Here is a 25,910-nt window from a genome sequence, read left to right on the forward strand (position 1 = left end):
CGGCATCAGGCCCTAATCTGCCGTCACCTTAACCAATGCCCGATCGTGACCCGACATGACCCAACCAATTTCCCTGATCCTGGACGGCGATCCCGGTACCGATGATCTGCTGGCCTGGATGTGGGTGCTGTCCCTGCCGCGTCAGGCACGGGTGCTGGGCATCTGTGCGGTGAACGGCAATGTCACGCTGGATCGGACCACGGCCAATGCGCTGGCCTTCCTGGACCATGTCGGCGCCCCCGACATTCCCGTCCATGCCGGGGCCAGGGCGCCGCTGGGCAAGGATGAGCCACCGCCGGGCGATGGCGCCTTCGCCGAGAGTGGGCTGGGCGAACTGGTGCTGGCGCCGTCGCTGCGTCAGCCCGCCTCCCACGATGGGGTGGGCTGGATGGCGCAGGTGCTGCGATCGCAGCCGGTCCGTACCGTCACCATCCTGGCCACCGGGCCGTTGACCAATCTGGCGCTGCTGCGGGCTCGCGCACCCGACGCCTATGCCCGCATCGGCCGCATCGTGGCCATGGGCGGGTCCTTCGGGCCGCTGCCGCCCAATTTCGTGCGAAGGGGCAATGTCACGCCCTTTGCCGAGTTCAATTTCTGGATGGATGCGGCGGCGGCGCAGTCGGTGCTGAATGGCGGGGTGCCGGTGCTGCTGGCACCCGCCGACGTGACGCACCAGCTGATCTCCAATCCCGCCCGTCTGGCCAGGGCTCGCGCCCTGCCGCGCTTCGGGCGGGAGGTGGAACTGATGCTGAACGCGCCCTACCACTTGGACAAGCCCAAGTTCCATACCGACGGCGCCTTCCTGCACGACCCCACGGCCGTGGCCGGCCTGTTCCATCCCGACCTGTTCGAGACGGTGCGTGCCCAGACGCATATCGTGCAGGAAGGGACGGGCATCGGCGCCGGTCTGCTGCTGCCCGATGGGGCCGGCAACGTGGAGGTGATGATCCGGGTCAAGGACAGCGACGCGTTCTATGAGCGGCTCTACGGTGATCTGGCCCGGCATTACGCCTGAGCCAGACCACCCCGCTGCCGCAGGCTGAAAAGCTGCGCCGTGGCGATGGCGGCCACAGCCGCGGCCTGGACCAGCACGAAGCCCGTACCCAGCGCCGTGGTCCAGCCCGTGGCCAGCAGCGCCAAACTGCCGGCTACCCAAGCCAGATTGAGCCCGGCCATGACCTGGGCCGGCCCCGCCGCCACACCAGCCCGCCGTCCGGCCCAGGCCGCGAACAGGGCGCAGGGGAACAGCACGACCCCCGCTTCCAGCAGCAGCCAGGCGGGCAGACCCAGCAGCGGTTCCAGCAGCCCCGATCCCAGGGTCAGCAGCAGACCGGAGGCGAAGCATGTGGCGGCATCGATCAGCAGCAATTGGCGAGTGAAGGTGCTGATACCCATGATGATCTCCATCGTTTCGTCGTTGCGATGGCTGGATCATGGGGCAGGGACGTGCGCGCCGCGATTACCTGTCAGGTAATGAGCCTGAATGAAAAAGGGGCGCCCCGTGGAGCGCCCCTTTCACCGGTTACTTACCCTTCACCGCACTAAAACTGCCCCCCTTCAGCACCACCTCCGTGCTCACGGGCAGGTCGGTGGCGGATGCCCCCAGCCAGACCTTGTAGCGGCCGGGCTTCACCACCCATTCCTTCCTGGCCACGTCGAAGCTGGCCAGCAGGCGGGCATCGACGGGGACGGAGAATCGCCCGCTGGCACCCGGCGCCAGTTCCAGCTTCTGCCACCCGGCCAGCCGCTTCGGCGCCTCCCAGCCGCCGCCAGCGGGACCGACATAGAGCTGCGGCACGGCCTTGCCGGCGCGGGCACCCTTGTTGGTGACGGAGCCGGACAGGGTCAGGGTGCCGTCGGCACCGACCTCCGCCTTCAGGTCCTGATAGGCGAAGTTGGTGTAGGAGAGGCCGTAGCCGAAGGGGAACAGCGGCTTGTGCCCATTCTTGTCGAACCATTTATAGCCGACGGCGGCGCCCTCCGGATAGGCGACGTCGAATTTCGTGCCGTCCGGCAAGCCTTCGCCATCCAGCTTGGGGCGCGGCAACTGGTCCAGGCTGGCGGGGAAGGTGACGGGCAGGCGGCCACTGGCATCCACCTCGCCGAACAGCACCCGCGCGATGGCCTCTCCACCGGCTGTACCGGGATACCAGGCCTCCAGCACTGCGCCCACATCCTTCAGCCAGGGCATGAGGACGGGGCCGCCGGACTGCACCACGACGATGGTGCGCTTGTTGGCCTTGGCCACGGCGGCGACCAGCGCGTCCTGGTTGTCGGGCAGGGACAGGGCGAAGTCCATGGCTTCGCCTGTCCATTGATTGACGAAGACGATGGCGATGTCGCTGTCGGCGGCCAGCTTCGCGGCGACCGCCGGGTCGGTGCCGGCATCGAACGCCACCTCACCGCCGGCGCGGGCCTTGATGGCGGCCAGCGGCGGGTTGGCGTGGAAGACGATGGGGCCGGGGAAATTCTTCGGCCCCAGGCCGGGCACCGGGTTGCCGCCCGGCCCGAACACGGTGGACGACCCACCGCCGGCCATCACGCCCTTGTCGGCATAACCGCCGATCACGGCGATCTTTTTCGCACCCACCGCCAGTGGCAGCAGCCCGCCCTGGTTCTTCAGCAGCACGATGCCTTCCTCGGCATCGGCCTGGGTCACCTTGGCATGGGCGGCATAGTCGATCTTGTGATCTTCCACGGTGACGGGATTGTCCATGACGCCATGGGCGAACAGGGCGCGCAGGATGCGGCGATTCATATCGTCCAGTCGGGCGATGCCGACCGATCCGTCGGCCAGCGCCTTGCCCAGCAGTTCCGGCCCGAAATAGGGTTCCTTGTCGAAGACGAAGCCCGATTCCTGGTCAAGGCCGGCATTGGCGGCCTTGACTGTGCTGTGCACGGCGCCCCAGTCGGACATGACATAATAGGGATAGGCCCAGTCGCCCTTCAGCACCTTGTTCAGCAAGAAGTCGCTCTCGCACGCGTAATCGCCATTATAGCGATTATAGGCGCACATGACGGAGCCGGGGTTCGATCGCTCCATGGCGATCTCGAAGGCCAGCAGGTCCGACATGCGGACCCCGGCCTCGTCGATATTGGCCGACAGGACGAAGCGGCCCGTCTCCTGCGCATTCAAGGCGTAATGCTTGATGGTGGAGACGATGTTGTTGGACTGGATGCCGCTGATCTGGGCGCCGACCATGATGCCGGCCAGCAGCGGGTCCTCCGTGCCATATTCGAAATTGCGGCCGTTGCGCGGCTCGCGCACCAGGTTGATGCCGCCGGCCAGCATGACGTTGAAACCGGACAGGCGCGCTTCCTTGCCGATCATGGCCCCGCCCTGGCGGGCCAGTGCCGGATTCCAGCTGGCCACCGTGGCGATGCCGGCGGGCAGGGAGGTGCGTTCGCGCATCGGATCGGTGCTGTCGCGTTGCGTGGCCACGCCGACGCCGGCATCGGTCTGCCATTGCGCGGGAATGCCCAGCCGGTCGATTCCCGGGACATAGCCCGCCGATCCCATGCGGATGCCCGCCGGCGGGACGTAGTTTTTGTCCTTCATGGGGGAGCCGAAATAACCGAAGACCAGAATCTTCTTCTCCTCCACCGTCATCTCGCGCAGCAGCAGGTCGGCGCGCGCGTCGGCGGACAGGCTGGTGTCCATCCAGGGCCGGGCTGTGGCGGCGGCATGGGCCGGCGCGGTGATTCCGGTGGCGGCAACGGCGCCAGCGGACAGGGCCGTGGCCAGCAGCAAGGTGGACATGAAGGCCCGCATCTTCCTGTTATTCATTGGCATTTCTCTTTCATCATCATGGTGCCAAAGCAAGGGCCGCGATGCGGTCCGGCCTTGTCCCGCAAGAGGGTTCACGTCACCAGGAATGGAAAAATGCCGCCAGCGGCGCCGCCTTCCCGTTCCTCCCGGCGTCCACCCGACATTGGTTGCGGGCGGTTCGGCAGGCATAATATCAAAGGCCACAGGGATTGTCAGTGAAAACAGACAACGTTGTCCGATTTCTGTCCAGCCTGTCAGTATCAATTCCACGCGGTTGCGTGACATCCTGGCAACAATGGACAAGTTGTACCCCTGCACTGGGCAGGTCCCCCGCCTGAAACGCTTGAAAACCGGGCTTCTGCGCTGTTCGCCTTCGCAGTCGCGGAAATTATATAAGCGCTGCAAGCATGTCGATTTTCTGTTTATGACCCGGACAAGCGATGTCTACGCTGTCACTATGTATGACAACGATGACATATAGCGCTTGACATCAAATCGGCCTGCCGTAAATTCGTCACCACAAGGATGGGAGCGTGTGGCAAGCACGCCCGGATGGGTGGGGAAACAAACGAGGCGGCTTATTCAAGAGCCCGATCGACGACTATCAGACGCATGAAGCCTTGAAGGGGCCTTCTGTGAATGATCCCGCGTATTCAGGCGCCAAGAAATCACACGTATAATTTTGCACTGAGGGAGGATCTCTTGACAGGGATGCATTCAATGCTTGGTCGCGGTCTGGCCGTGGCTTTGCTGGCGGGGGTCTCGCCGCTGGCGATGGCCACCACCGCCCTGGCGCAGGCTGTACCGGCCGGCACCAATACGCTTGATGAAATCATCGTCACCGGCGTCCGCGCCTCGCAGCAGCGGTCGGTCGACGTCAAGCGCAACCAGACGGCCATCGTCGATGCCATCTCGTCGGAAGATATCGGCAAGCTGCCCGACGTGACCATCGCGGACAGCCTGCAGCGCGTGCCGGGTATCCAGATCCGCCGCGATGCCGGCGAAGGTTCCACGGTGAATGTCCGCGGCTTGCCGCAGGTCATCACCATGCTGAATGGTGAGCAATACCTGTCCGCCGGCAACCAGGGTGAGGCCAAGCCCAACCTGACCGACGTGCCGGCGCAGCTGATGAACGCCGTCGTGGTCTACAAGACCACGGATACCAAGAACGCCTTGTCCGGCGTTTCCGGTACCATCGATCTGCGCACCCGCCGTCCGTCGGACATGCCCTATGGCTTCGCCGCGTCGGGCGCCGTCGAAGGCCAGACCGGCAAGGACACCAAGGAAAAGGATTACCTGGCCAATGGTCTGGTTTCCTGGCGCGGTGACCGCATCGGCGTGCTGGTTTCCGCTGCCGGCAGCCAGGCCAACCTGGGCAACAACTATGCAGGTCTGGCACCGGGGCCCGGCGTCGGCGGCCTGTCCGGCAATAATGACTGGGGCGGGACCAACCCCAACCAGTTCATCTCGCCGCATGGGTTCGAGAGCTTCCATAAGGAGACGGAGCGCGACCGTCTGTCCGTGTCCGGTGCGTTTGAAGCCGATCTGGGGGAGGGGTTCACCTTCCTGGCCGAAGGCTTCTACACCAAGATGGACGAGTATAACCGCGCTGCCGGCCTGAACATCTCCAACCGTTGGTCGGGCGACGCTTTCGGTGTCTGGACCAAGCCGACCTCCACGACCCCGGTCAGCGGCGGCAATTGGCAGGCCGTGGACGAGTACGACATTGACGCCTGGTGGGTGAACTCCTTCTCCGTCAACCGCGTCAACAAGTCGGAATCGAAGAACTACAACGCCGAACTGAAGTACGACAATGGCGGTCCGTTCAAGATGGAAGCCCGGGCCATGCGCTCGGATGCCGACCGTCTGTCGATGAATGGCCAGGCGCAGGGTGACCTGTCGAACTGGAAATACGCGCCGGGCCGCTTCACCCTGTTCCGTGACGCCGCCGACCGTACCCGTGGCACCTTCTATCCGGCCTCCATCGCCTCGACCTTCCCCGCCTCGCGCTACACCAACAATATCGTTGGCAGCCTGGGCGGTCGTTATGTCGATCCCAACCCGCTGGGTTATGGCCAGAACCCGCAGCTGCATTACGACATTTCGGGCAGCAGCCCGGTCTGGTCGGGCTTCAACAACCCGATCTCCGGTGGCCTGGGTGCCGGCAAGACGCTGACCGACTACATGGCCAACAAGGACAGCTACGCCATCGGCGCCTTCTCCTCGGAGGGCAATAACGAGGCGAAGTCAGACCTGAACGTCTATCGCATCGACACCCATTATGATTTCGAGGAGCCGCTGGCCGGTTTCCTCAACAAGATCGATGTGGGCATCCGCCGGTCGGACCGGTCGGTGTCGATCGAGCAGTTCCACCTGTTCTCCACCTTCTACCAGGGCAAGGGCGTGAACGCCGCCGGCCAGCCCAACACCTCGGGCTGTTCGGCCCAGTGGAAGGCCATCGACGTCGTCATGAACCAGAACCAATGCCAGGCGGGCGAGTTCGTGCCCGATCCGGTTACCGGCCAGCTGGTGTTCCAGGGCTACACGGTGAACGCGCCCACCCGCCTCGACACGTATAACAACGTGATCTGGGTCGACAATATGGGTTCCATCACCAAGGGCGTCCCCGGCTTCTGGGCCATCGACCCGCGCGACTTCGACGATCCGGAAGCCTTCCACAAGAAGGTGTTCGGCGGCGCCGATCGTGCCATCATCCCGGGCCAGTCCTATGCCGTCGACCTGACGGAAGACAGCGGCTACATCAACACCAACTTCGAGTTCGGCCGCCTGTCCGGTACGGCCGGCGTGAAGATCATCCGCACGGAGCTGCAGGTCCGCCAGAACATCACGGGTGACACCCTGAATTATGGCGACACCAACATCGACGCTGGCGATGTGGTCTCCAAGCGTTCCTACTACGACTATCTGCCGGCGTTGAACGCGTCCTACGATGTCACCGACGACCTGCGTCTGCGCTTCAGCTACTCCAAGACCATGCAGCCGCTGGACCTGTTGAAGTATGGCGGCGCCTTGAAGATCAACACCGCCGACGATCCGGGGCTGGGTATTCGCGTCGTCACCAGTGCCGAGGCCAATGGCAATCCCAACCTGGATCCGTGGCGTGCGGATAACTGGGATGCGGCGATCGAGTATTATGTCGGCAAGGCCAGCATGCTGAACCTGGCCGTGTTCCGGATGAATATCGACAGCTACGTCGTCACCCGCACCACGGCCGACGGGCGGTTCCCCGACCAGGACGGCGTGATCCGCCGTACGGTCAACGTGACCCGTCCGCAGCAGGGTGAAGGCGGGCGCGTGGAAGGTGTCGAGGTTGGTGCCAAGCTGTCCTTCAAGGACTTCCTGGACAATGACAGCTTCATCTCCAACTTCGGTGTCGATACCAACTACACCTACTCGCCCAGCGAACAGACCCTGTCGTCGGGCAAGAAGCTGGCCTTCGCCGACAATTCCAAGCACCAGTTCAATCTGGTCGGCTGGTACCAGGACGACAATATCCAGGCACGCGTTGCGTACAATTTCCGCAGCAAGCGCCTGGAGAACACGTTCAAGGACTTCCCGGTCTACCAGGATACCTCGCAGTTCGTTGACGTTAACCTCAGCTACAACGTCAATGAGCAAATCACGGTCTACGCCAACGGTTCCAACATCACCGGCGAGATCGAGGATTACTTCGTGGAGTTCGAACCGGGCGTGACGCAGTATGCCTGGCAGAACGAGTACGAGACCCGTTACACGGTCGGCGTCCGCTTCAAGTGGTAATGCACCTGTAGCGTGAAATGAGGGGGCGCCGTCGGGATGTGCACGCACATCAAGGCGGCGCCCTTTCGCGTTTTACTCCCTTTTCCGTCATCCCGGTGACAAGCCGGGACCCAGGGACCAAGCGCCCGACCTTTCGGCAGCTTTGATCCAAGCTGCGTCGAGGTTTGATCCTGTGGCCCCTGGGGCCTGGCTTTCGCTGGGATGACGAAGAGGGGTAGTCTTCTTCCAATACGTCGATGAGGAAATTCACCCATGTCCCCCAACGGCACCGACAACCGCATCCGTGACGTCGTCATTGTCGGGGGCGGTACGGCCGGCTGGATGACAGCGGCCGCGCTGGCCGACCATTTCCGGGGTTCCAGGATGACGATCACGCTGGTGGAAAGCTCGTCCATCGGCACCATCGGGGTGGGGGAGGCGACGATCCCCACGATCCGGCAATTCTATCAATCCATCGGCCTGCGCGACCTGGATGTGATGAAGGCCACGCACGGCACGGTGAAGCTGGGCATTCAGTTCGACGGATGGCTGAACCCTGAATCCAGCTTCATCCATCCGTTCGGCGTCTATGGCCAGGATCTGCGCAATATTCCCTTCCACCAATATTGGCTGCGCCTGCGCGCCGCGGGGGAGCAGACGGATTTCGGCGATTATTCGCTGGCCGTGGCGCTGGCGCGGGCCGGACGCTTCACCACGCCCTCGCCCAACCCGCCCAGCACCCTGTCGGTCTTCGACTGGGCCCTGCATTTCGATGCCGGCCTGTTCGCGCAGTTTCTGCGCAAGAACGCCGAGGGCAAGGGCGTGCGGCGCATTGATGCCAAGGTGGAGCGGGTGGAACAGCGGGCCGAGGACGGGCACATCACCGGTCTGCTGCTCGACAATGGCGACACGATCACCGGCGACCTGTTCGTTGATTGCTCCGGCTTCGGCGGCCTGCTGATCGAAGGGGCGATGAAATCGGGGTATGAGGATTGGACGCAATGGCTGTTCTGCGACCGCGCGCTGGCGGCCCAGGGGAACGCCATCAGCCCGCCGCCACCCTATACTCGCGTCACGGCGCACAGCGCCGGCTGGCGCTGGACCATCCCGTTGCAGCACCGCACGGGCCATGGCTATGTCTATTCCAGCCGCTTCATCAGTGATGGCGATGCGGAGGAGGAGTTGCTGGGGGCCGTCGGCCGCGATTTGAAGATGGCCCCGCGCCGCATCGCCTTCACTCCCGGCCGCCGCAAGCAGGCATGGAAGGGCAATTGCGTCGCCATCGGCCTGTCTTCCGGGTTTCTGGAGCCACTGGAGAGCACGTCAATCGCCTTGATCGAGACGGGTATCGAGAAACTGAAGCAGTTGTTCCCCGGCCGGCAGATCGATCCGCGCCTGGTGGATGAATACAACGACTGGAGCCGGCGTGAGCTTCAGCGGGTGCGCGATTTCGTGATCCTGCATTACTGGGCCAACCAGCGCCAGGACAACGCCTTCTGGCGCGCCTGCCGGGAGGTCGAACTGCCGGAAAGCCTGCTGCACAAGCTGGAGATGTGGAAGCGCCGCGGCCATATCATCCGCTACCGGTGGGAGATGTTCCAGCCGTCCAGTTGGCTGGCCATCTATAACGGCTTCGGCATCCTGCCCGACGGATATGATCCGGCTTTGGACGGGTACGACGTGGCCGGCCTGTCCCGCGCGCTGGGCGGCATGCGCAACGCCATCGCCCAGGCCGTCAAGGACTGTCCCACGCATAGTGAGTTCATCGAACGCTACGCCAAGGCGGACATGTGATCCGCCAACAAAGGAATGATAGGGGAAACACCATGAAGCCGTTGAAGAAGATCGTCATCGCCGGGGGCGGCACCGCAGGCTGGATCACCGCCTCCATGCTGTCCTTCATGCTGAAGGGCACGCAGACCGCCATCGAACTGGTGGAATCCGATGAGATCGGCACGATCGGCGTGGGCGAAAGCACGATCCCGCCCTTCGTGGTGCTGCTGCGCAACCTGGGCATCGACGAGCAGGAATTCATCGCGGCCACCGATGCCAGCTTCAAACTGGCAATCCGGTTCGAGGATTGGTTCAAGAAGGACCTGACCTATTACCATCCGTTCGGTACCCTGGGCGGCCAGATCGACACCCATGAATTCTACCAATGCTGGCTGCGCGCCAAGGAGGCGGGGCATCCGTCGGAATTGCAGGATTTCGCGCCCGCCACCGTGATGGCCGACCAGTTCAAGTTCATGCTGCCCTTCAAGGCGCAGCGCACCCTGATCTCGTCCGCCTCCTACGCCCTGCATGTCGATGCCAAGCGCGTGGCGCAATATCTGCGCAATTATTCGGAGGCGCGCGGCGTGACCCGGACGGAGGGCCGCATCACCCGTGTCCGCACCAAGCCCAACGGCCATATCGAAGGGCTGGACCTGGCCAATGGCAAGGTGGTGGATGGCGATTTCTTCATCGATTGCACGGGCTTCCGCTCCCTGCTGCTGGGCCAGACCTTGGGCGTGGGTTTCATCGACTGGTCGAGCGAGCTGCTGTGCAACCGCGCCATCGCCGTGCAGACGGAGAATACCGACGACGATGCCGACGTCCATCCCTACACCCTGGCCCATGCTCAGGATTGCGGCTGGCGCTGGCGTATCCCTTTGCAGCACCGGGCCGGCAACGGCTATGTCTTCTCCAGCCATTTCCTGTCCGATGATGAGGCCATTGCCACCCTGATGCGCCAGGTGCGTGGCCGGCCGATCATCGATCCGGCCGTCATACCCTTCCGCACCGGCATGCGCGCCAAGATGTGGGAGAAGAACTGCGTGGCCCTAGGCCTGGCCGCGGGCTTCATCGAGCCGCTGGAATCCACCGCCATCCATCTGGTCTATCGCGCCGCCGACTATCTGCTGCGCTTCTTCCCCGATTGCGATTTCGACCCTTCGCTGGCCAACGAGTTCAACCGCCGCATCGGTGCAGAATATGAGGAGGTGCGCGACTTCATCGTGCTGCATTACTGCACGACCCAGCGCGACGACACGCCCTTCTGGCGGGCCGTCCGCCGTGCGCCGATCCCGCCCTCCTTGCGGGCCCGCATGGACCTGTTCAAGGCCACCGGCATCCTGCGCCAGGGGCTGGAGGAACTGTTCGGCGCGGCCAGCTGGCAGTCGGTCTATGAGGGCATGGGCGTGCGCCCGTCACGCTATCAGCCGTTTGTCGACAAGCTGCCGATGAGCGTGATCACGGAGACGCTGGACCGCTCCGCTCCCATCCTGCGGTCGCAGGTGGAGGGCCTGCCCGGCCATGCGCAGTTCCTGCGCGAACATTGCCGCGCGCCGCGGGATATCTGAGGGGGATATGGTGAGGGGCAATACTAACGGTCAAAATGTTTGACCGTTAGTACGGCGGCGACTGCCGCCGCGCCGCTCGTGCGGCGTAGCCAACCCACGGATGTGGGCGCCGGCGACTGAGGGGCATGAATGATTGGCCGAAGGTCAATCATTCATGCCGACGGTAAATAATCCCCCTCACCGCCGCGCCGGTGGTGCCGTCGACCGGCGGATGACTACGTGATGAGGCAGCACCCGGTGGGCCACCGGTGCCGCCTCCCCCTTCTTGCGGGTCAGGACGTTGACCAGGATTTCCGCCGCGGCATCGGCCAGTTCCTGGATGGGCTGCTTCACCGTGGTCAGCGGCGGCCAGACCATCTCCGCCAGTTCGATATCATCGAACCCCACCACCGACAGGTCGCCCGGCAGCGACAGGCCGCGATCATGCGCCACCGACAGCACGGCGGCGGCCATTTCGTCGTTCGACGCGATCACGGCCGTGGGTGGTTCCGGCAGCGACAGCAGCCGGCGCGCGCAGGACAGGGCGGAGCGATAGGTGAAACCGCCCTGCTCGATGATCTCCGGATCGGGTTCCAGCCCATATTCGCGCAAGGCATCGCAATAGCCGGAATAGCGCAGCCGCGTGCCGGCATGATGTTCCGGCCCCTTGATGAAGCCGATGCGCCGGTGCCCGAAGGCCAGCAGGTGCAGGGCCAGGTCGTTGCTGGCCGCCCGCTCGTCGATGCGCACCGACGACCCGCCCTCGCGCTCATGCTGCGGGGTGACGCGGACATAGGGGATGTTGGCGCGTTCGATGACGCCGATGACCGTGTCATTGTCGGTGACGGGGGCGGTCAGGACCACGGCGTCCAGGTTCAGCTGATTGACCAGCTTGCTGACCCGCTCCTCCACATCGTCGCCGCGATAATCGATCTCCTCGATCAGCAGGTGATAGCCCTGGTCGCGGAAGCGGGTCAGCAGGCCCATCTGGATCTGGCCGGTATAGGGGCCGCCCGGATCGCCATAGACATGGGCGATCAGATAGGATTTGTCGCCTTTCAGGCTCTGGGCGGACTTGTTTGGCTGGAACTGCAATTCCGCCATGACCTTCTGCACGCGTTCGCGCGTTTCCGCGCTGACATAGCGTTCATTGTTCATGACACGGGAAACGGTCTTGATAGACGCACCGGCGGCGCGGGCGACATCGATGATCGTCGGCTTGCGTTCTGCCACGTTGGAACACCCGTTGAGTAGAAGGCGGCGCGTTCAGTTGGTCCCGACGGGACCGGCCCCCAAATTTCACGGAAACTCCACACTTTGCAAGCGTCGGATAACGATGTCAGACCCGCCGCATTCCCGCCCAGATTGAGGTGGGTCAATGCCGGCCTGTGCAATCGGCCTATGGTGCGCACCAATCATCCGCCCCCTCCGCCGGAGCCCGTCGCCATGCCCAAGGATTGCGCCCCCGACACCGCGTTGGTCGAAGAACGCCTGGATTTCTTTCGCCTGGACCAGCAGGCGCGGGCGGCCCTGCGCGATGCGCGCGCGGTGCTGATGCCGGCCCTGCCGCGCGTGGCGGCCGGTTTCTACCGGCGTCTGGCGGGGGTGGAACGGCTGGCGCCGCTGATCGCCGGGGCGGGGCAGGTGGACCGCTTGATCGGGGCGCAGGTGGACCATTGGGGTGACTTGTTCTCCGGCGATTTCGACGCGGATTATTTCGACCGCGCGCGGCGCGTGGGGCGGACGCATGACCGGATCGGGCTGGAACCGCGCTGGTATGTCGGTGCCTATGCGCATTTCCTGGATGACATCATCGGCCTGCTGCTGGAACGGCGCTGGTCGCGCGAACGCACGCATGCCGCCCTGAACGCCGTGATGCGCGCCACCCTGCTGGACATGGAACTGGCTATCTCTACCTATGCCGAAAGCGGGGAGGCGACGCGGCTGAAGCTGGAACTGCTGCAGCTCACCGACCGGATCGAACATGACATCGACCAGACGGTGGCCGATGTGGCGGCCAAGGCCTTGCATATGGCCGACAGTGCCGACCGATTGGGCACCATCGCCGATGATCTGCATGATGCCGCTTCGGCCATGGCCGAAGCGGCGGCCCATGCGCTGGCCGATGTGCAGGCCGTGGCGACGGCCACCGAACAGTTGGAAAGCGCCAGCCAGGCCATCGCCGAACAGGTGGCGCAGAGTGCCACCGTCACCGACACGGTGGCCAAACAGGCCGGTGACGCCGCCCGCATCGTGGCCGGCCTGTCCCAGGCCACGGGGCGGATCAGCGACGTGGCGAAGCTGGTCCAGGCCATCGCCGCCCAGACCAAGCTGCTGGCCCTGAACGCCAATATCGAGGCGGCGCGGGCCGGCGATGCCGGGCGCGGCTTCGCCGTGGTGGCGGGGGAGGTGAAAAGCCTGGCCCGCCAGACGGAGGATGCCATCGGCACCGTCAATGTCCAGGCCGGCGACATCCGTCAGGCCACCGATGCCACCGGCCGGTCGGTGGATGGCATGGTGCGCGACATCCGCCATGTCGAAAACATCTCCGGCCAGGTGCGCGACGCCACGGACCAGCAACGCCATGCGACCGCGGAAATCTCCCGCGGCGCGCTTTCCGCGGCCGAACAGGCCCGTTGTCTGGCCGAACGGGCCGGCGGTATGCTGGACCATGCCCGCATGACCGGCGACACGGCGGCGGAGGTGCGGGAGATGGCGGCCGGGGTGAACGACATGTTGTCGGGCCTGCGACGCCGGGTGACGGAGGTGCTGCGCCGTTCCACGGCCGGCGACCGTCGCCGCGCCCTGCGCCTGCCACTGTCGGTGGGGTTCGAGGCGGAATTCGGCCATGCCCGCGTTGCCGGCCACACCCTGGACCTGTCGGTGGAAGGCTGCCTGCTGCACGGATCGCAGACGGGGACCTGCGCCCCCGGCAGCAGCGGCCAGCTGCGCCTGGACGGCATCGGCACCGTCAGCGCATCGGTCCGCGCGATCAGCGGTGCCGGCGTGCATGTCGGGTTCGATGCGGTGCCGGACCCGGTGCAACTGGCGATCCGGCAGATGCTCAATGCCAGGGAAAGGGACTATTCCCGCACATAATCCAGCGGCAGTTCCGTCGTGTATTTCAAGCATTCCATGGAAAAGCCGGCGGACACGTCCGACAGGTTGGCCACCTTGATCAGGCGTTTATAGAGCGCGTCGTAGCCGGCGATGCTGTCGACCATGAACTTGATCAGATAGTCGATATCGCCCGACATGCGGTGAAGCTCAATCACCTCCGGAATGCGGGCCACCCCTTCGGCGAATTTTTGCAGCCACTCTTCCGAATGGGTGGCCGTGCGGATCAGGATGAAGCCGGTCAAGCCCAGGTTAAGCTTGGCCGGGTTCAGCAATGCCACGCGCTTGGCGATGATCCCGTCATCCTCCAGCCGCTTGATACGGCGCCAGCAGGGCGTTTGCGACACGCCGGCCCGTTCCGCGATTTCCGCCACCGAACCCGACGCGTCGGCTTGCAGCGTGGCCAGGATCTTGCGATCGATCTGATCCAAAATGTTCTCCAAATCCGGAAAATCTTAGAACAAATTCGCACGAATTACCCCGATCGACCAAGGTAATTTAGACAAAAATCACGCCAATCCGGTGATAGGCTCTCTTTGTTTCCGGCATAGGGAGGAAGGCCATGCTGTACCGCCTGTTCAACGAGCATCCGGCCAATGTGGGCGAGAGCTATCTGGGCCATATGGGCCAGGCCTTCCATTTCGGCTTCTCCATGCTGTTCGCGGGCCTGGCCTGTCTGATCCATGGTTTCTTCCCCTTCCTGTTCGTGAAGACGGGCAGCAACGCCATCCGCCGCCTGCATGACCGCATGGTCACCCATCGCGACCGCCGCACGGTGATCGCACCGGGGACGGTCACCCGATGACGTTCGCCCCCTGGACCAGTCAGCCGGCGCGGCACCCGCTGGTCCAGCGGGGACGCGACGCGCTGCCCGGCCTGCTGCTGGCCGCCATCGTGGCGCTGGCGGCGGGGCAGATGGCGGCGTGGCAGGGTGGGCCGGTGATGCTCTATGCCCTGCTGTTCGGCATGGGCCTGAATTTCCTGGCATCCGACGCCCGCTGCCAGCCGGGTATCACCATCGCCACCAAGCCGGTCCTGCGCCTGGGTGTGGCGCTGCTGGGCGCCAAGGTCACGCTGGGCGACATGCTGGGTCTGGGTTGGGGGGCCGTGGCGCTGGCCATTTCCGGCCTGCTGGTCACCCTGTCCGGTGGCTATGTCATCGGCCGGTTGCTGCGCCTGAACCCGGCGCATGCGCTGCTGTCCGCAGGCGCCGTGGCCATCTGCGGCGCCTCGGCGGCGCTCGCCATTTCCGCGGCATTGCCGGCCAGGCATCAGGCGGAGAAGCCGACCCTGCTGGTGGTCGTCGGCGTCACCGCCCTGTCCACCATTGCCATGCTGGCTTATCCGCTGCTGTCCCGCCTGCTGGGGCTGGGGGAGGAACAGGCGGGCCTGTTCTTCGGCGCCACCATCCATGATGTGGCGCAGGTGGTGGGGGCGGGCTATCTCGTTTCCGACCATGCGGCGGAGGTAGCGGCCATCGTCAAGCTGATGCGCGTGGCCTGCCTGGTGCCCGTGGTCATGGCCGTGGCCTGGATCTTCTGGGAGAAGGGGGAGGGGACGCGCAAGGCCGCCCTGCCGACCATCCCGCTGTTCCTGCTGGGATTCGTCGCCCTGGTGGCGGTGAACAGCGCCGGCCTGCTGCCCGCCCCCACCCTGGCGCTGCTGGGCGAGGTGTCGCGCGGCTGTCTGGTGCTGGCCGTGGCGGCGCTGGGCATGAAGACCAGCCTGAAGGAACTGGCGGCCCTGGGGCCCCGTCCCGTGGCGGCCCTGGTGGGCCAGACGCTGCTGCTGGCCGTCTTCGCGCTCTGCTTCATTTCGCTGCTCGGCAGTTAATACAGCGCCCTCAGGCGCCGAGCGCCCACATCCGTGGGCTTGGCTTGCGCGCCCATGGGGGCGCGGGCCGGCGGTTGCTGGCCTCCAGCGGTACGAGACAAAGTCTCATGCCGCTGGCCTGAGCCTTTCACATCCCACTTGCCAGAAAAAATCCCCCCGCAATCACAACAAGCCTGTTGCCTTCTTTTATGACACCGGTTACCTAATAGAAGCGCGACCATCCCGGTTACCGGCGCCCCCAAGGTGTTATCGATGTCCAAGCCTTTGGCCCTGCATGAAGACCGTCTGTTTCCCGCCGATCCTGGTACCCGCGCCATCGCACGGCGGCTGTACCAGCTGGTCAAGGACCTGCCGATCATCAGCCCGCACGGCCATACCGACCCGTCCTGGTTCGCCGGCAATGCCAATTTCGGCAACCCGACGCAACTGCTGCTGGCCCCGGACCATTATGTCTATCGCATGCTGTACAGCCAGGGCATCGCCATGGGCGATGTCGGCGTGGGCGACCGGTCCGGGCCGTCCAGCGCCGATCCGCGTGCCGCCTGGCACCTGTTCGCCAATAATTTCCACCTGTTCCGCGCCACACCCAGCTGGCTGTGGCTGAATTTCGTGTTCACCAAGGTGTTCGGCATCGATGTCGCCCTGTCGGCTGACACCGCTGACCATTACTATGACACGATCGACGCGGCGCTGAAGGCCGATGCCTTCCGTCCCCGTGCCCTGTTCGAGCGCTTCAATATCGAAGTGATCGCCACGACGGAGGGGCCAACCGATACGCTGGACCATCACCACAAGGTGCTGGAGAGCGGCTGGAAGGGCGGGCGCGTGGTGTCGGCCTACCGCCCCGACGCGGTGATCGACCCCGAACACGAACAGTTTCCCACCGCCATGCGCGCCTTTGCCGAGGTGACGGGGGAGGATGTGTTCACCTGGAAGGGCTATCTGAACGCCCATCGCAAGCGCCGCCAGGATTTCATGGAAGTCGGCACCACCAGCAGCGACCATGGCCATATCACGGCCAACACCGCCAACCTGTCGGCGGCGGATGCGGAAAAGCTATTCCAGAAGGTGCTGAAGGGCGATTTCACCGCCGCCGAGGCCGAGACCTTCCGTGGCCAGATGCTGACCGAGATGGCGGGGATGAGCATCGAGGATGGTCTGGTGATGCAGATCCATCCCGGCGCCTTCCGCAACCATAATGGCCAGGTGTTCGAACGGTTCGGCCGCGACAAGGGTGCGGACGTGCCGTCGCGCACCGAATATATCAGCGCGCTGAAGCCGCTGCTGGACCGCTATGGCAATGACAAGCGCCTGTCGATCATCCTGTTCACCCTGGATGAGACGACCTATGCGCGCGAACTGGCGCCGCTGGCCGGCCATTACCCGACCTTGAAGCTGGGTCCGGCCTGGTGGTTCCATGACAGCCCGGAAGGCATGATGCGCTTCCGCGAGCAGGTGACGGAGACGGCCGGCTTCTACAACACGGTCGGTTTCAACGACGATACCCGCGCCTTCCTGTCCATTCCCGCCCGCCACGACGTGGCGCGGCGCGTGGATTGCGCCTTCCTGGCCCGCATGGTGGCCGAGCATCGCCTGGATGAGGATGACGCGGCGGAAGTGGCCGTCGATTTGTCATACAACTTGCCCAAGAAAGCCTATAAGCTGTAAAAGCCGCATCCGGATAGGCTGGGCGTCATCGCCGGGCCGGGTGCGAAAAAAATCGGGGAGAAACAGTATGTTCGCGAAGACCTACCACGCCACCCACCCTGTCATGATGCAGGGTGCCAGCAATGACGATCTGCGCGATCGTTATCTGATGACCGGCCTGTTCGCCGCCGATCAGGTGGTGCTGAACTACAGCCATAATGAGCGTTTCGTCGTCGGTGGCGCCGTGCCCGTGAAGGGCGCCATTGTCCTGCCGCACCAGACCGAGCCGGCATCCGCCGCCGGTCACCCGTTCCTGGAACGCCGCGAGCTGGGCATCGTCAATATCGGCGGTGCGGGTTCGGTGACGGTCGATGGTACCGTGTATGAACTGGGCAACAAGGACGGGCTCTATGTCGGCATGGGTGCGAAGGATGTGACCTTCGCATCGGCGGATGGCGCCGAGCCGGCGCGCTTCTACCTCGTCTCCACGCCTGCCCATGCCAGCTTCCCCAACAAGAAGATCGGCATCAAGGACGCGGTGGCGTTGGAGCGTGGTGCGCTGGAGACCAGCAACGAGCGCACGATCTATCAGTATATCGTCCCGGCGACCTGCCAGTCGGCGCAGCTGCTGCTGGGCCTGACCATGCTGAAGCCCGGTTCGGTGTGGAACACCATGCCGCCGCACCTGCATGACCGCCGTTCGGAAGTGTATCTGTACTGCGATATCCCCGGCGACAACCGCGTCTTCCATTTCATGGGCGAGCCGGAAGCCGCCCGCCATATCGTGGTGGCCGATGGCGAGGCGGTGATGTCCCCGCCCTGGTCCATCCACATGGGCAGCGGCACCGCCAACTATTCCTTCATCTGGGCCATGGGCGGCGAGAATCTCGATTACACCGACATGAAGGTGATCGACATCTGCCAGCTGCGCTGAGCGGCGGTCTATCGCTTTCTTCCGTCATCCCGGCGGAAGCCGGGACCCAGGAGCCAAGCGCCCGACCTGTCGATAGCGTTCAGCGAGGCAGCGTCGAGGGTTGGTCCTATGGCCCTTGGGTCCCGGCTTCCGCCGGGATGACGCAGGGGGCGGAAAGCGTCTCATGTCAAAAGAATGCCGAATGGCCAAGAGGAGCATCCCATCATGAGCAATCCCTTCGACCTTTCCGGCAAGGTGGCTTTGGTAACCGGTGCCAATACCGGTATCGGCCAGGGTATCGCGCTGGCGCTGGCCCAGGCCGGGGCATCCATCGTCGCCGTCGGCCGTTCCACGCCCACCGATACGCAGGCCGCCGTCGAGGGGGCGGACGGAAAGTTCGCTTTCGTGTCCGCCGATCTGGGCACTGGTGCGCCGGTGGCCGAGATCGTGGAGAAGGCCACCGCCGCCTTCGGCCGCATCGACATCCTGATCAACAATGCCGGCACCATCCGCCGCGCCGACGCCCTGGAATTCTCCGAACAGGATTGGGACGACGTCCTGGACGTCAACCTGAAGACCCCGTTCTTTCTGGCCCAGGCGGTGGCGAAGAAGTTCATCGCGCAAGGGTCGGGTGGGAAGATCATCAATATCGCCAGCATGCTGTCCTTCCAGGGCGGCATCCGCGTGGTGTCCTACACCGCGTCGAAGAGCGGCATTGCCGGCGTCACCAAGCTGCTGGCCAATGAATGGGCGTCCAAGGGCATCAATGTGAATGCCATCGCGCCCGGCTATTTCGCCACCAACAATACCGAGGCGCTGCGCGCCGACGAGAACCGCAACCGCGACATCCTGGCCCGCATCCCGGCCGCGCGCTGGGGTTCCCCGTCGGACCTGGGCGGTGCCGCCGTGTTCCTGTCCTCGGCCGCCGCCGACTATGTCCATGGCATCACCCTGCCCGTGGATGGCGGCTGGCTGGCCCGGTAACTGTTAACTCCCAGCAGCGCGTACCCACCGCTGCCACTCAGGCCCCCCGCCCACCCCATGGGCGGGGGTTTCTTTTTTCAGGCACAGGCCAGCCGTATCGCGCCGTCCGCCGACACATCCACATCCAGCGCCGCATAGTCCGCGATGGTCGGATGCGGGGTATCTACCGGATGCGTATGGGTGGCCGTGACCACCAACACCGCCGCCCCGGCCGCTTCCGCCGCCGCGATGCCGGCCGGGCTGTCCTCCAGCACCAGGCAGTTGTCGGTCGACGTGCCCAGCTTCTCCGCCGCCAGCAGGAAGCAATCCGGCGCCGGCTTGCCACGCTGCACATCCTCCGCTGCGATCATCAGGTGGGGCAGAGGAATGCCCACCGCCGCCAGCCGTGCACTGGCCAGAAGGCGCGGGGCGGAGGTGACGATGGCCCAACGTTCCGGGGGCAAGGCGGCCAGGAAGGCGGCGACGCCGGCAATCGGCTCGATCCCCTCCACATCCTCGATCTCCGCCGCGGTGATGGCGGCGGCCTCAGCCACCGGGTCCAGGCCCGGCAGGTTCAGGCGGCGGATGGTTTCCACCGACTGCACGCCATGGATGGTGGGCAGGAAGGCGGCCACGTCCAGCCCCTGGCGCTCTGCCCAGGCGGCCCAGACCCGCTCCGCCGATTTGATGGAACTGAGAACCGTGCCATCCATGTCGAGCAGGATCGTGTCGATCACCCGGTCGGGAAACAGAAGGGACATCAAGGGGCTCCGCTTATCATCGTGTCCCCAGGCTATCGCATCGGATCGGTCACGACAGTCGGTCTCCCCGCATGGCTCCCTCCCGTCTGGTGAAGGGAGCGCTAACAATGTCGTTGTCCCGATCCATCATGTATACTACCATACCAGTTAAGGCTTGCAGGCCTTGGCGACCGACGATCAACGTCGGCGTGATTGGTAGAGGAAACGCCCTTGTTGCACCAGAACAGCCATGTCCCGGCCCGTCCGGGCAGGAGCGATGTCGCGCGGTCCCTGTCCGCCCGCCTTGCCGGATCGATCGCCGCCATCACCCTGCTGGCCCTGGCCGGGGTGCCCCAGGCATCGGCCTGCGATACGCCGGTCAGCGCTTGCGCGACGGGCAAGTCGGGCAGCCTGGGGCTGATCCGGTTGGGCCGGCCGCTGCCCGTCTATGTCGATGCATCCGCCGACCCGGCGGTGAAGCACGCCGTCCGTTCCTTGCGCGCTGATCTGGGCCGCGTGGCGGGGCAGGAGGCGGCTTCGCTGTCGGCTTTGTCCGACGCGGATGGCTCGGTCATCATCGTCGGCGTCCTGGGTGCCAGTCCGGTGATCGACGCGCTGGTGCGCGACGGCAAGCTGAAAACCGATGATCTGGCCGGGCAGTGGGAGGGGTACCGGCAGGTTGTGGTGGAGCAGCCCGCTGCCAATATCCCTCGCGCCCTGGTCATTGTCGGGTCCGACCGGCGCGGCGCGGTGTTCGGCGCCTATGACCTGTCGGAACGGATCGGGGTGTCCCCCTGGGTCTGGTGGGCCGATGTGCCGGTGGTGCAGAAGCGCGAACTGTATCTGGTGGCGGGGTCGCGGAGCGATCATCCGCGCGTGAAATATCGCGGCATCTTCATCAATGACGAGGATCCTGCCTTCAGCGGTTGGGCCAAGGCGAAGTTCGGCGGCATCAATGCCGACCTTTATGGCCATGTCTTCGAACTGTTGCTGCGGTTGAAGGCCAATTACCTCTGGCCCGCCATGTGGGCGCCCAAGGCCTTCAACGATGACGATCCGCGCAACATGGCGCTGGCCGATGAAATGGGCGTGGTCATGGGTACCTCCCATCACGAGCCGATGACCCGCGCCCAGCATGAATGGCACCGCAACAAGGATCAGGGCATTACCGGTGGTCGCTGGGACTATGCCGCCAATGCCGACAATCTGCGCGCCTTTTGGCGCGGCGGCATTGAACGCATGATGTCGAAGGGCGATGGCAAGGGCTATGAAAGCCTGATCACCGTCGGCATGCGCGGCGACGGGGACGAACCGATGTCGGAGGACACGGCCACCCGCCTGCTGGAAACAATCGTTGCCGACCAGCGCAAGATCATCGCCGATGTGACGGGCAAGCCGCCCGAACAGACGCCGCAGCTTTGGGCGTTGTATAAGGAGGTGCAGGATTATTACGACCATGGCATGCGGGTGCCTGACGACGTGACCCTGTTGTTCGCCGACGATAATTGGGGGCAGATCCGCCGCCTGCCCGTGGCGGGACGGGACCCGCTGGACCGGGCCGGCGGCTACGGTGTTTATTACCATTTCGACTATGTCGGCGCTCCGCGAAACTATAAGTGGCTGAACACCAACCAGATCGCCAAGGTTTGGCAACAGATGGACCTGGCCTATGAAAGCGGGGCGCGGAATATCTGGATCGTGAATGTCGGCGATATCAAGCCGGTGGAATATCCGCTGGAATTCTTTATGGATATGGCCTGGAACCCGGTGGCGATGACGCCGGCTGCCCTGGCATCCTGGCCTGCGCAATGGGCGGCACAGACCTTCGGCGCGGATGTCGCCAAGGATATCGCGGAGGTGGTGGAGACCTATGGCACCTATTCCGCACGCCGCAAGCCGGAACTGATCGATCAGGACAGTTTCCCGCTTGGCGAGGGAATGGGACCGGTGCTGGATGGTGGCCCGTTCGGGCAAATGATCGATGATTGGCGGACCTTGGTGGCGAAGGTCGGGAAGATCAAGGCACGGCTACGCCCCGACCAGCATGACGCCTATTTCCAGCTTGTCGAACATCCGGTACTGGCGCTGTCCAACCTCTATGAGATGTATTACGCGGCAGCCTGGAACAAGCGGCTGATGATGCGCAACGACCCGCGCGCCGATTACTTCGCCAATGAGGTGGAGCGTACCTTCAAGCGCGATGCCGATCTGACGGCGGAATACCACGCACTGAACGGCGGCAAATGGAACGGCATGATGAACCAGGTCCATATGAGCTATGTGATCTGGCAGACGCCGACGCGACAATCCATGCCCAGCATCAGCCGTGTGTCGGCCGATACTCCCCCGGACCGGCTGGCCGCCCAGATCAAGTTCGCGCAGCCTGAGCGCAGCGACCCGCGTACCATCATCCTGCCGGCCGCGAAGTTCGACCGGGCGGTGGGGGGCAGGGGCCTGACCTGGACGGTCCTGTCCAACCTGGGCCAGGGTGATGCCGTCCTGGCGTTGCCGCAGGGAAGACCATCGACGGGCGCGGATGATGGCGTGCGGCTGGAATATGCCGTCACCCTGCCGGAGGCCGGTACCGCGCATGTGGCGCTGCGTCTGGCCCCGACGCTGGACACGCGTGGGGGGCAGGGCATCCGCATCGGTGTGTCCATCGATGACGGCCCCGTGCAGATGGTCACCTCCCACCTGATCCCGACACCCGGTGCGGTCACCATGCCGGAACAGGCGGCCTGGGTGGAGGCGGTGAAGAACCATGCCCATACGGTGGAAACCAGCTTCCCTAGTATCAAGGCCGGGCGCCATACGGTCAAACTCTGGCGCATTGATGACAATGCCGTGCTGGAAAAGCTGACGGTCAGCCTGCGCTGAGGGGGGCCATCCTATGGGCTCTAGAAAGATCAAGGCGCTGCGCTGGTGGATGATCGGATTGATCATGCTGGGCGCGGTGATCAATTACCTGACCCGCGCCACCCTGGGCGTCGCCGCCCCGACGGTGCTGGCCGATCTGGACATCACGACGCAGGAATATGGCTGGATCACCGGCGCCTTCCAGTTGGGCGTGATGATGCAGCCGCTTTGCGGCTATGTGCTGGACGTGATCGGGCTGAAGATGGGGTTCGCCATCTTCGCCACCGCCTGGTCGCTGCTGACCATCGCGCATGGGTTGGCCCATAATTGGCCCATGCTGGCGGGTCTGCGAGGCCTGCTGGGCATTGCCGAGGGGTCGGCCAATCCCGCCGGCATGAAGGCCGTGTCGGAATGGTTTCCGGCGCGCGAGCGGGGCCATGCCGGCGGGGTCTATAATATCGGTGCCTCGGTGGGGTCGATGCTGGCCCCGCCCCTGGTGGCCTGGGCCATCCTGTTCTGGAACTGGCAGATGGCCTTCGTCATGGCCGGTGCGCTGGGGTTGGTCTGGGTGGCGGCCTGGTTGAAATTCTATCAGTCGCCTTCCAACCATCCCGCCCTGTCGGATGTGGAGCGCGCCCATATCGCGGCGGGCCAGGAAACCCATCTGACCGGCGACGGCACCAGGCCGTCGATCTGGCAGCTGGCCAAACAGCGCAATTTCTGGGGCATCGCCCTGCCGCGCTTTTTGGCCGATCCGACCTGGGGCACCTTGGCCTTCTGGGTGCCGCTCTATCTCACCACGGTGCGCGGTTTCGATCTGGCGGCCATCGCCATGTTCGCCTGGCTGCCCTTCGTGGCGGCCGATCTGGGCTGCCTGTTCGGGCCGACCATCGCCAGCTTCCTGCACCGGCGTGGTGTCGGCCTGCTGAACGCCCGGCGCTGGGCCTTCACGGTGGGGGCGCTGATGATGACGGGTATGGCCTTCGTGGGACGGGTGGAAAGCCCCTATCTGGCCATTGCCCTGCTGTGCCTGGGCGGTTTCGCGCACCAGACGCTGTCGGTCACCGTGATCACGCTCTCCTCCGACCTGTTCCGCCGCAACGAGGTGGCGACGGTGGCCGGCATGGCGGGGACCATGGGCAATCTGGGGGTCCTGATCTTCTCCCTGCTGATCGGTGGCTTGGTGGCGACAGTGGGCTATGATCCCTTCTTCCTGGCGCTGGGCGTGCTGGATATCCTGGGCGCTGTGCTGCTCTGGGTGCTGGTGCGCGACCATGCAAAAACGGAGACGGCATGATCCGCAATCCCATCTTGCCCGGCTTCAATCCTGACCCGTCCATCGTCCGTGTGGGCCGCGACTATTACATCGCCACCTCGACCTTCGAATGGTTTCCCGGGGTGCAGATCCACCATTCGCGCGATCTGGTGCATTGGCGGCTGGTGGCACGGCCGCTGAACCGGCCCAGCCAGCTGAACATGTTGGGTGCGCCCGATAGCTGCGGTGTCTGGGCACCCTGCCTGACCCATGAGGATGGACGGTTTTACCTGATCTATACCGATGTGAAGCGCTATGGCCGTACCACTGTCGGCGGGGCGTCCGGTGCCTCGCTGCGAGACTTCCACAATTACTTGGTGACGTGTGAGAGTATCGACGGCGACTGGTCCGACCCCGTCCATCTGAACAGCAGTGGCTTTGATCCGTCGCTGTTCCATGATGATGACGGGCGCAAATATCTGGTCAACATGCTGTGGGACCATCGCCCCGGCCGCAACCGCTTCGCAGGCATCGTCTGCCAGGAATATTCGCCCCAGGCGCAGGCCCTGGTCGGCGAACGCCAGCTGATCTTCAAGGGCACGGCCTTGGGCCTGACCGAGGCGCCGCATCTCTACAAGCGTGACGGCTGGTACTATCTACTGACGGCCGAAGGGGGGACCGGCTGGAACCACGCCGTGACCATGGCACGGTCGCGCAGCCTTGCCGGCGCCTATGAACTGCATCCCGACACCTACATCCTCAGCTCCCGCAACCGCCCCGATGCGCCGTTGCAGCGGGCGGGCCATGCCGATCTGGTGGACACGCCGGACGGTGAGACCTATGCCGTCTATCTCTGTGGCCGGCCGCTGCCCAACCGGGGGCGCTGCGTGTTGGGGCGGGAAACGGCGATCCAGCGCATGGTCTGGGGGGAGGATGGCTGGCTGCGCACCGTGGATGGTCAGGGCCTGCCCAGCCTGTCCACCCCGTCACCGGGCCTGCCGCCGCACACTTTCCCGAATACGCCCATGCGTGCCGATTTCGACGGGCCCGACCTGCCCATCGATTTCCAATGGCTGCGCACCCCCTATCCGGCGGAGATTTTCAGCCTGATCGACCGTCCGGGCTGGCTGCGCCTGCATGGACGCGAAACCATCGGCAGCCAGTTCCGCCAGGCCCTGGTGGCGCGGCGGCAGCAGGCATTCTGCTATTCCGCTGCCACGCGCATGGATTTCGAGCCCAGGCATTTCCAGCAGATGGCCGGCCTGGTCTGCTATTACGGTGGCACCAAGTTCCACTATCTCCATGTCAGCCGTGACGATACCCATGGTCGCCATCTGCGCGTGATGTCGGCTTTGCCGGACAGCCCCCAGGCCGACGCCTTCACCGATCCGATCCCCCTGCCGCCGGGGCCTGTATATCTGCGGGCGGAGATCGATTTCGAACGGCTGCGTTTCGCCTACAGCCTGGATGGCACCGGCTGGACCTGGATGCCCCAGACATTCGATGCCAGCATCCTGTCGGACGAGGCCACCAGCCCCGGGGCCCCCAATTTCACCGGCGCCTTCATAGGCATGGCCTGCCAGGACATGTCCGGCACCGGGCTGCCAGCCGATTTCGACTGGTTCGATTATCGCGAAAGGGACTATGTCGGCGATCCGACCGACAGCACTAACACCTAGATATGATTCCCCTTCATCGCGTCCGCGTGCCAGCATAGGTCCTCACATCCGCCCTTGGA

18 protein-coding genes are annotated in these 25,910 nt (G+C 64.5%); 13 read left to right on the forward strand and 5 right to left on the reverse strand.

Annotated features, from left to right (window positions below; genetic code table 11):
• The first annotated feature begins 55 nt into the window (after positions 1 to 55).
• Positions 56 to 1,015 carry a nucleoside hydrolase gene (locus ACM9HJ_RS15305; RefSeq protein ID WP_416572613.1) on the forward strand — a complete coding sequence of 320 codons (960 nt, stop codon included), beginning with the start codon at positions 56 to 58 and terminating at the stop codon, positions 1,013 to 1,015.
• Here the strand turns inward: ACM9HJ_RS15305 and ACM9HJ_RS15310 are convergent.
• Positions 1,006 to 1,395 carry a hypothetical protein gene (locus tag ACM9HJ_RS15310; RefSeq protein ID WP_416572614.1) on the reverse strand — a complete coding sequence of 130 codons (390 nt, stop codon included), beginning with the start codon at positions 1,393 to 1,395 and terminating at the stop codon, positions 1,006 to 1,008. The two genes, ACM9HJ_RS15305 and ACM9HJ_RS15310, sit on opposite strands and share 10 nt — an antisense overlap.
• Before the next feature lie 127 nt (positions 1,396 to 1,522).
• Complete coding sequence (locus tag ACM9HJ_RS15315; RefSeq protein ID WP_416572615.1) at positions 1,523 to 3,787, reverse strand: beta-glucosidase family protein; 2,265 nt, start codon at positions 3,785 to 3,787, stop codon at positions 1,523 to 1,525.
• A gap of 702 nt (positions 3,788 to 4,489) precedes the next feature.
• On the opposite strand from ACM9HJ_RS15315, the gene ACM9HJ_RS15320 reads away from it, so the two are divergent.
• From ACM9HJ_RS15320 to ACM9HJ_RS15330, 3 genes are all read left to right on the forward strand, one after another.
• Positions 4,490 to 7,549: a TonB-dependent receptor gene (locus ACM9HJ_RS15320; protein WP_416572616.1), complete on the forward strand. Its 3,060-nt coding sequence runs from the start codon at positions 4,490 to 4,492 to the stop codon at positions 7,547 to 7,549.
• 252 nt (positions 7,550 to 7,801) lie between these two features.
• The gene (locus tag ACM9HJ_RS15325) at positions 7,802 to 9,322 is read left to right on the forward strand and encodes a tryptophan halogenase family protein (protein WP_416572617.1); all 1,521 of its coding nucleotides are present in this window, start codon (positions 7,802 to 7,804) and stop codon (positions 9,320 to 9,322) included.
• 32 nt (positions 9,323 to 9,354) lie between these two features.
• On the forward strand, positions 9,355 to 10,869 hold the full coding sequence (locus tag ACM9HJ_RS15330; RefSeq protein ID WP_416572618.1) for a tryptophan halogenase family protein: 1,515 nt from the start codon (positions 9,355 to 9,357) through the stop codon (positions 10,867 to 10,869).
• Between the two features lie 177 nt (positions 10,870 to 11,046).
• Here ACM9HJ_RS15330 and ACM9HJ_RS15335 read toward each other — a convergent pair whose 3' ends face one another.
• Positions 11,047 to 12,081, reverse strand: a complete 1,035-nt coding sequence (locus tag ACM9HJ_RS15335; RefSeq protein WP_416572619.1) for a LacI family DNA-binding transcriptional regulator — start codon at positions 12,079 to 12,081, stop codon at positions 11,047 to 11,049.
• Positions 12,082 to 12,294: 213 nt separating this feature from the next.
• Between ACM9HJ_RS15335 and ACM9HJ_RS15340 the strand changes: the two genes are divergently transcribed.
• Positions 12,295 to 13,947 (forward strand): protoglobin domain-containing protein, encoded by a 1,653-nt coding sequence (locus ACM9HJ_RS15340; protein WP_416572620.1) that lies wholly within the window; start codon positions 12,295 to 12,297, stop codon positions 13,945 to 13,947.
• On the opposite strand, the gene ACM9HJ_RS15345 is transcribed toward ACM9HJ_RS15340, so the two are convergent.
• Positions 13,932 to 14,396 (reverse strand): Lrp/AsnC family transcriptional regulator, encoded by a 465-nt coding sequence (locus ACM9HJ_RS15345; RefSeq protein ID WP_416572621.1) that lies wholly within the window; start codon positions 14,394 to 14,396, stop codon positions 13,932 to 13,934. The genes ACM9HJ_RS15340 and ACM9HJ_RS15345 overlap by 16 nt on opposite strands.
• A 131-nt stretch (positions 14,397 to 14,527) precedes the next feature.
• On the opposite strand from ACM9HJ_RS15345, the gene ACM9HJ_RS15350 reads away from it, so the two are divergent.
• The 5 genes from ACM9HJ_RS15350 (at position 14,528) to kduD (ending at position 19,342) form a co-directional block, all read left to right on the forward strand.
• Positions 14,528 to 14,770 (forward strand): DUF6356 family protein, encoded by a 243-nt coding sequence (locus tag ACM9HJ_RS15350; RefSeq protein ID WP_416572622.1) that lies wholly within the window; start codon positions 14,528 to 14,530, stop codon positions 14,768 to 14,770.
• Entirely contained in the window at positions 14,767 to 15,798 is a 1,032-nt protein-coding gene (locus tag ACM9HJ_RS15355) for a YeiH family protein (protein ID WP_416572623.1), read from the forward strand. Before ACM9HJ_RS15350 ends, ACM9HJ_RS15355 begins: the two co-directional genes overlap by 4 nt.
• 252 nt (positions 15,799 to 16,050) lie before the next feature.
• The gene (gene uxaC, locus ACM9HJ_RS15360) at positions 16,051 to 17,466 is read left to right on the forward strand and encodes a glucuronate isomerase (protein ID WP_416572624.1); all 1,416 of its coding nucleotides are present in this window, start codon (positions 16,051 to 16,053) and stop codon (positions 17,464 to 17,466) included.
• Positions 17,467 to 17,533: 67 nt separating this feature from the next.
• Positions 17,534 to 18,379, forward strand: coding sequence for a 5-dehydro-4-deoxy-D-glucuronate isomerase (gene kduI, locus ACM9HJ_RS15365; protein WP_416572625.1), 846 nt, complete (start codon positions 17,534 to 17,536; stop codon positions 18,377 to 18,379).
• Positions 18,380 to 18,583: 204 nt separating this feature from the next.
• A complete protein-coding gene (kduD, locus tag ACM9HJ_RS15370; RefSeq protein ID WP_416572626.1) occupies positions 18,584 to 19,342 on the forward strand; it encodes a 2-dehydro-3-deoxy-D-gluconate 5-dehydrogenase KduD in 759 nt (252 codons plus the stop codon).
• 77 nt (positions 19,343 to 19,419) lie between these two features.
• Here the strand turns inward: kduD and ACM9HJ_RS15375 are convergent, their stop codons facing one another.
• A complete protein-coding gene (locus ACM9HJ_RS15375) occupies positions 19,420 to 20,082 on the reverse strand; it encodes an HAD-IA family hydrolase (protein WP_416572627.1) in 663 nt (220 codons plus the stop codon).
• A gap of 210 nt (positions 20,083 to 20,292) precedes the next feature.
• Between ACM9HJ_RS15375 and ACM9HJ_RS15380 the strand changes: the two genes are divergently transcribed.
• The 3 genes from ACM9HJ_RS15380 to ACM9HJ_RS15390 are packed head-to-tail and all read left to right on the forward strand — an operon-like array spanning position 20,293 to position 25,851.
• Positions 20,293 to 22,938: a glycosyl hydrolase 115 family protein gene (locus tag ACM9HJ_RS15380; protein WP_416572628.1), complete on the forward strand. Its 2,646-nt coding sequence runs from the start codon at positions 20,293 to 20,295 to the stop codon at positions 22,936 to 22,938.
• A gap of 13 nt (positions 22,939 to 22,951) precedes the next feature.
• On the forward strand, positions 22,952 to 24,214 hold the full coding sequence (locus ACM9HJ_RS15385) for an MFS transporter (RefSeq protein WP_416572629.1): 1,263 nt from the start codon (positions 22,952 to 22,954) through the stop codon (positions 24,212 to 24,214).
• Positions 24,211 to 25,851: a glycoside hydrolase family 43 protein gene (locus tag ACM9HJ_RS15390; RefSeq protein ID WP_416572630.1), complete on the forward strand. Its 1,641-nt coding sequence runs from the start codon at positions 24,211 to 24,213 to the stop codon at positions 25,849 to 25,851. The genes ACM9HJ_RS15385 and ACM9HJ_RS15390 overlap by 4 nt, the downstream gene beginning before the upstream one ends.
• Positions 25,852 to 25,910 lie beyond the last annotated feature (59 nt).

It is taken from the genome of Niveispirillum sp. KHB5.9 (genome assembly GCF_048066115.1).
GTDB lineage: Bacteria > Pseudomonadota > Alphaproteobacteria > Azospirillales > Azospirillaceae > Niveispirillum.

Excerpts from the sequence above, each read along its gene's own strand:
- ACM9HJ_RS15305 (WP_416572613.1), top strand. The coding sequence starts at position 56 with ATGACCCAACCAATTTCCCTGATCCTGGACGGCGATCCCGGTACCGAT.
- ACM9HJ_RS15310 (WP_416572614.1), bottom strand. The coding sequence starts at position 1,395 with ATGGGTATCAGCACCTTCACTCGCCAATTGCTGCTGATCGATGCCGCC.
- ACM9HJ_RS15315 (WP_416572615.1), bottom strand. The coding sequence starts at position 3,787 with ATGAATAACAGGAAGATGCGGGCCTTCATGTCCACCTTGCTGCTGGCC.
- ACM9HJ_RS15320 (WP_416572616.1), top strand. The coding sequence starts at position 4,490 with ATGCTTGGTCGCGGTCTGGCCGTGGCTTTGCTGGCGGGGGTCTCGCCG.
- ACM9HJ_RS15325 (WP_416572617.1), top strand. The coding sequence starts at position 7,802 with ATGTCCCCCAACGGCACCGACAACCGCATCCGTGACGTCGTCATTGTC.
- ACM9HJ_RS15330 (WP_416572618.1), top strand. The coding sequence starts at position 9,355 with ATGAAGCCGTTGAAGAAGATCGTCATCGCCGGGGGCGGCACCGCAGGC.
- ACM9HJ_RS15340 (WP_416572620.1), top strand. The coding sequence starts at position 12,295 with ATGCCCAAGGATTGCGCCCCCGACACCGCGTTGGTCGAAGAACGCCTG.
- ACM9HJ_RS15350 (WP_416572622.1), top strand. The coding sequence starts at position 14,528 with ATGCTGTACCGCCTGTTCAACGAGCATCCGGCCAATGTGGGCGAGAGC.
- ACM9HJ_RS15355 (WP_416572623.1), top strand. The coding sequence starts at position 14,767 with ATGACGTTCGCCCCCTGGACCAGTCAGCCGGCGCGGCACCCGCTGGTC.
- uxaC (WP_416572624.1), top strand. The coding sequence starts at position 16,051 with ATGTCCAAGCCTTTGGCCCTGCATGAAGACCGTCTGTTTCCCGCCGAT.
- kduI (WP_416572625.1), top strand. The coding sequence starts at position 17,534 with ATGTTCGCGAAGACCTACCACGCCACCCACCCTGTCATGATGCAGGGT.
- kduD (WP_416572626.1), top strand. The coding sequence starts at position 18,584 with ATGAGCAATCCCTTCGACCTTTCCGGCAAGGTGGCTTTGGTAACCGGT.
- ACM9HJ_RS15375 (WP_416572627.1), bottom strand. The coding sequence starts at position 20,082 with ATGTCCCTTCTGTTTCCCGACCGGGTGATCGACACGATCCTGCTCGAC.
- ACM9HJ_RS15385 (WP_416572629.1), top strand. The coding sequence starts at position 22,952 with ATGGGCTCTAGAAAGATCAAGGCGCTGCGCTGGTGGATGATCGGATTG.
- ACM9HJ_RS15390 (WP_416572630.1), top strand. The coding sequence starts at position 24,211 with ATGATCCGCAATCCCATCTTGCCCGGCTTCAATCCTGACCCGTCCATC.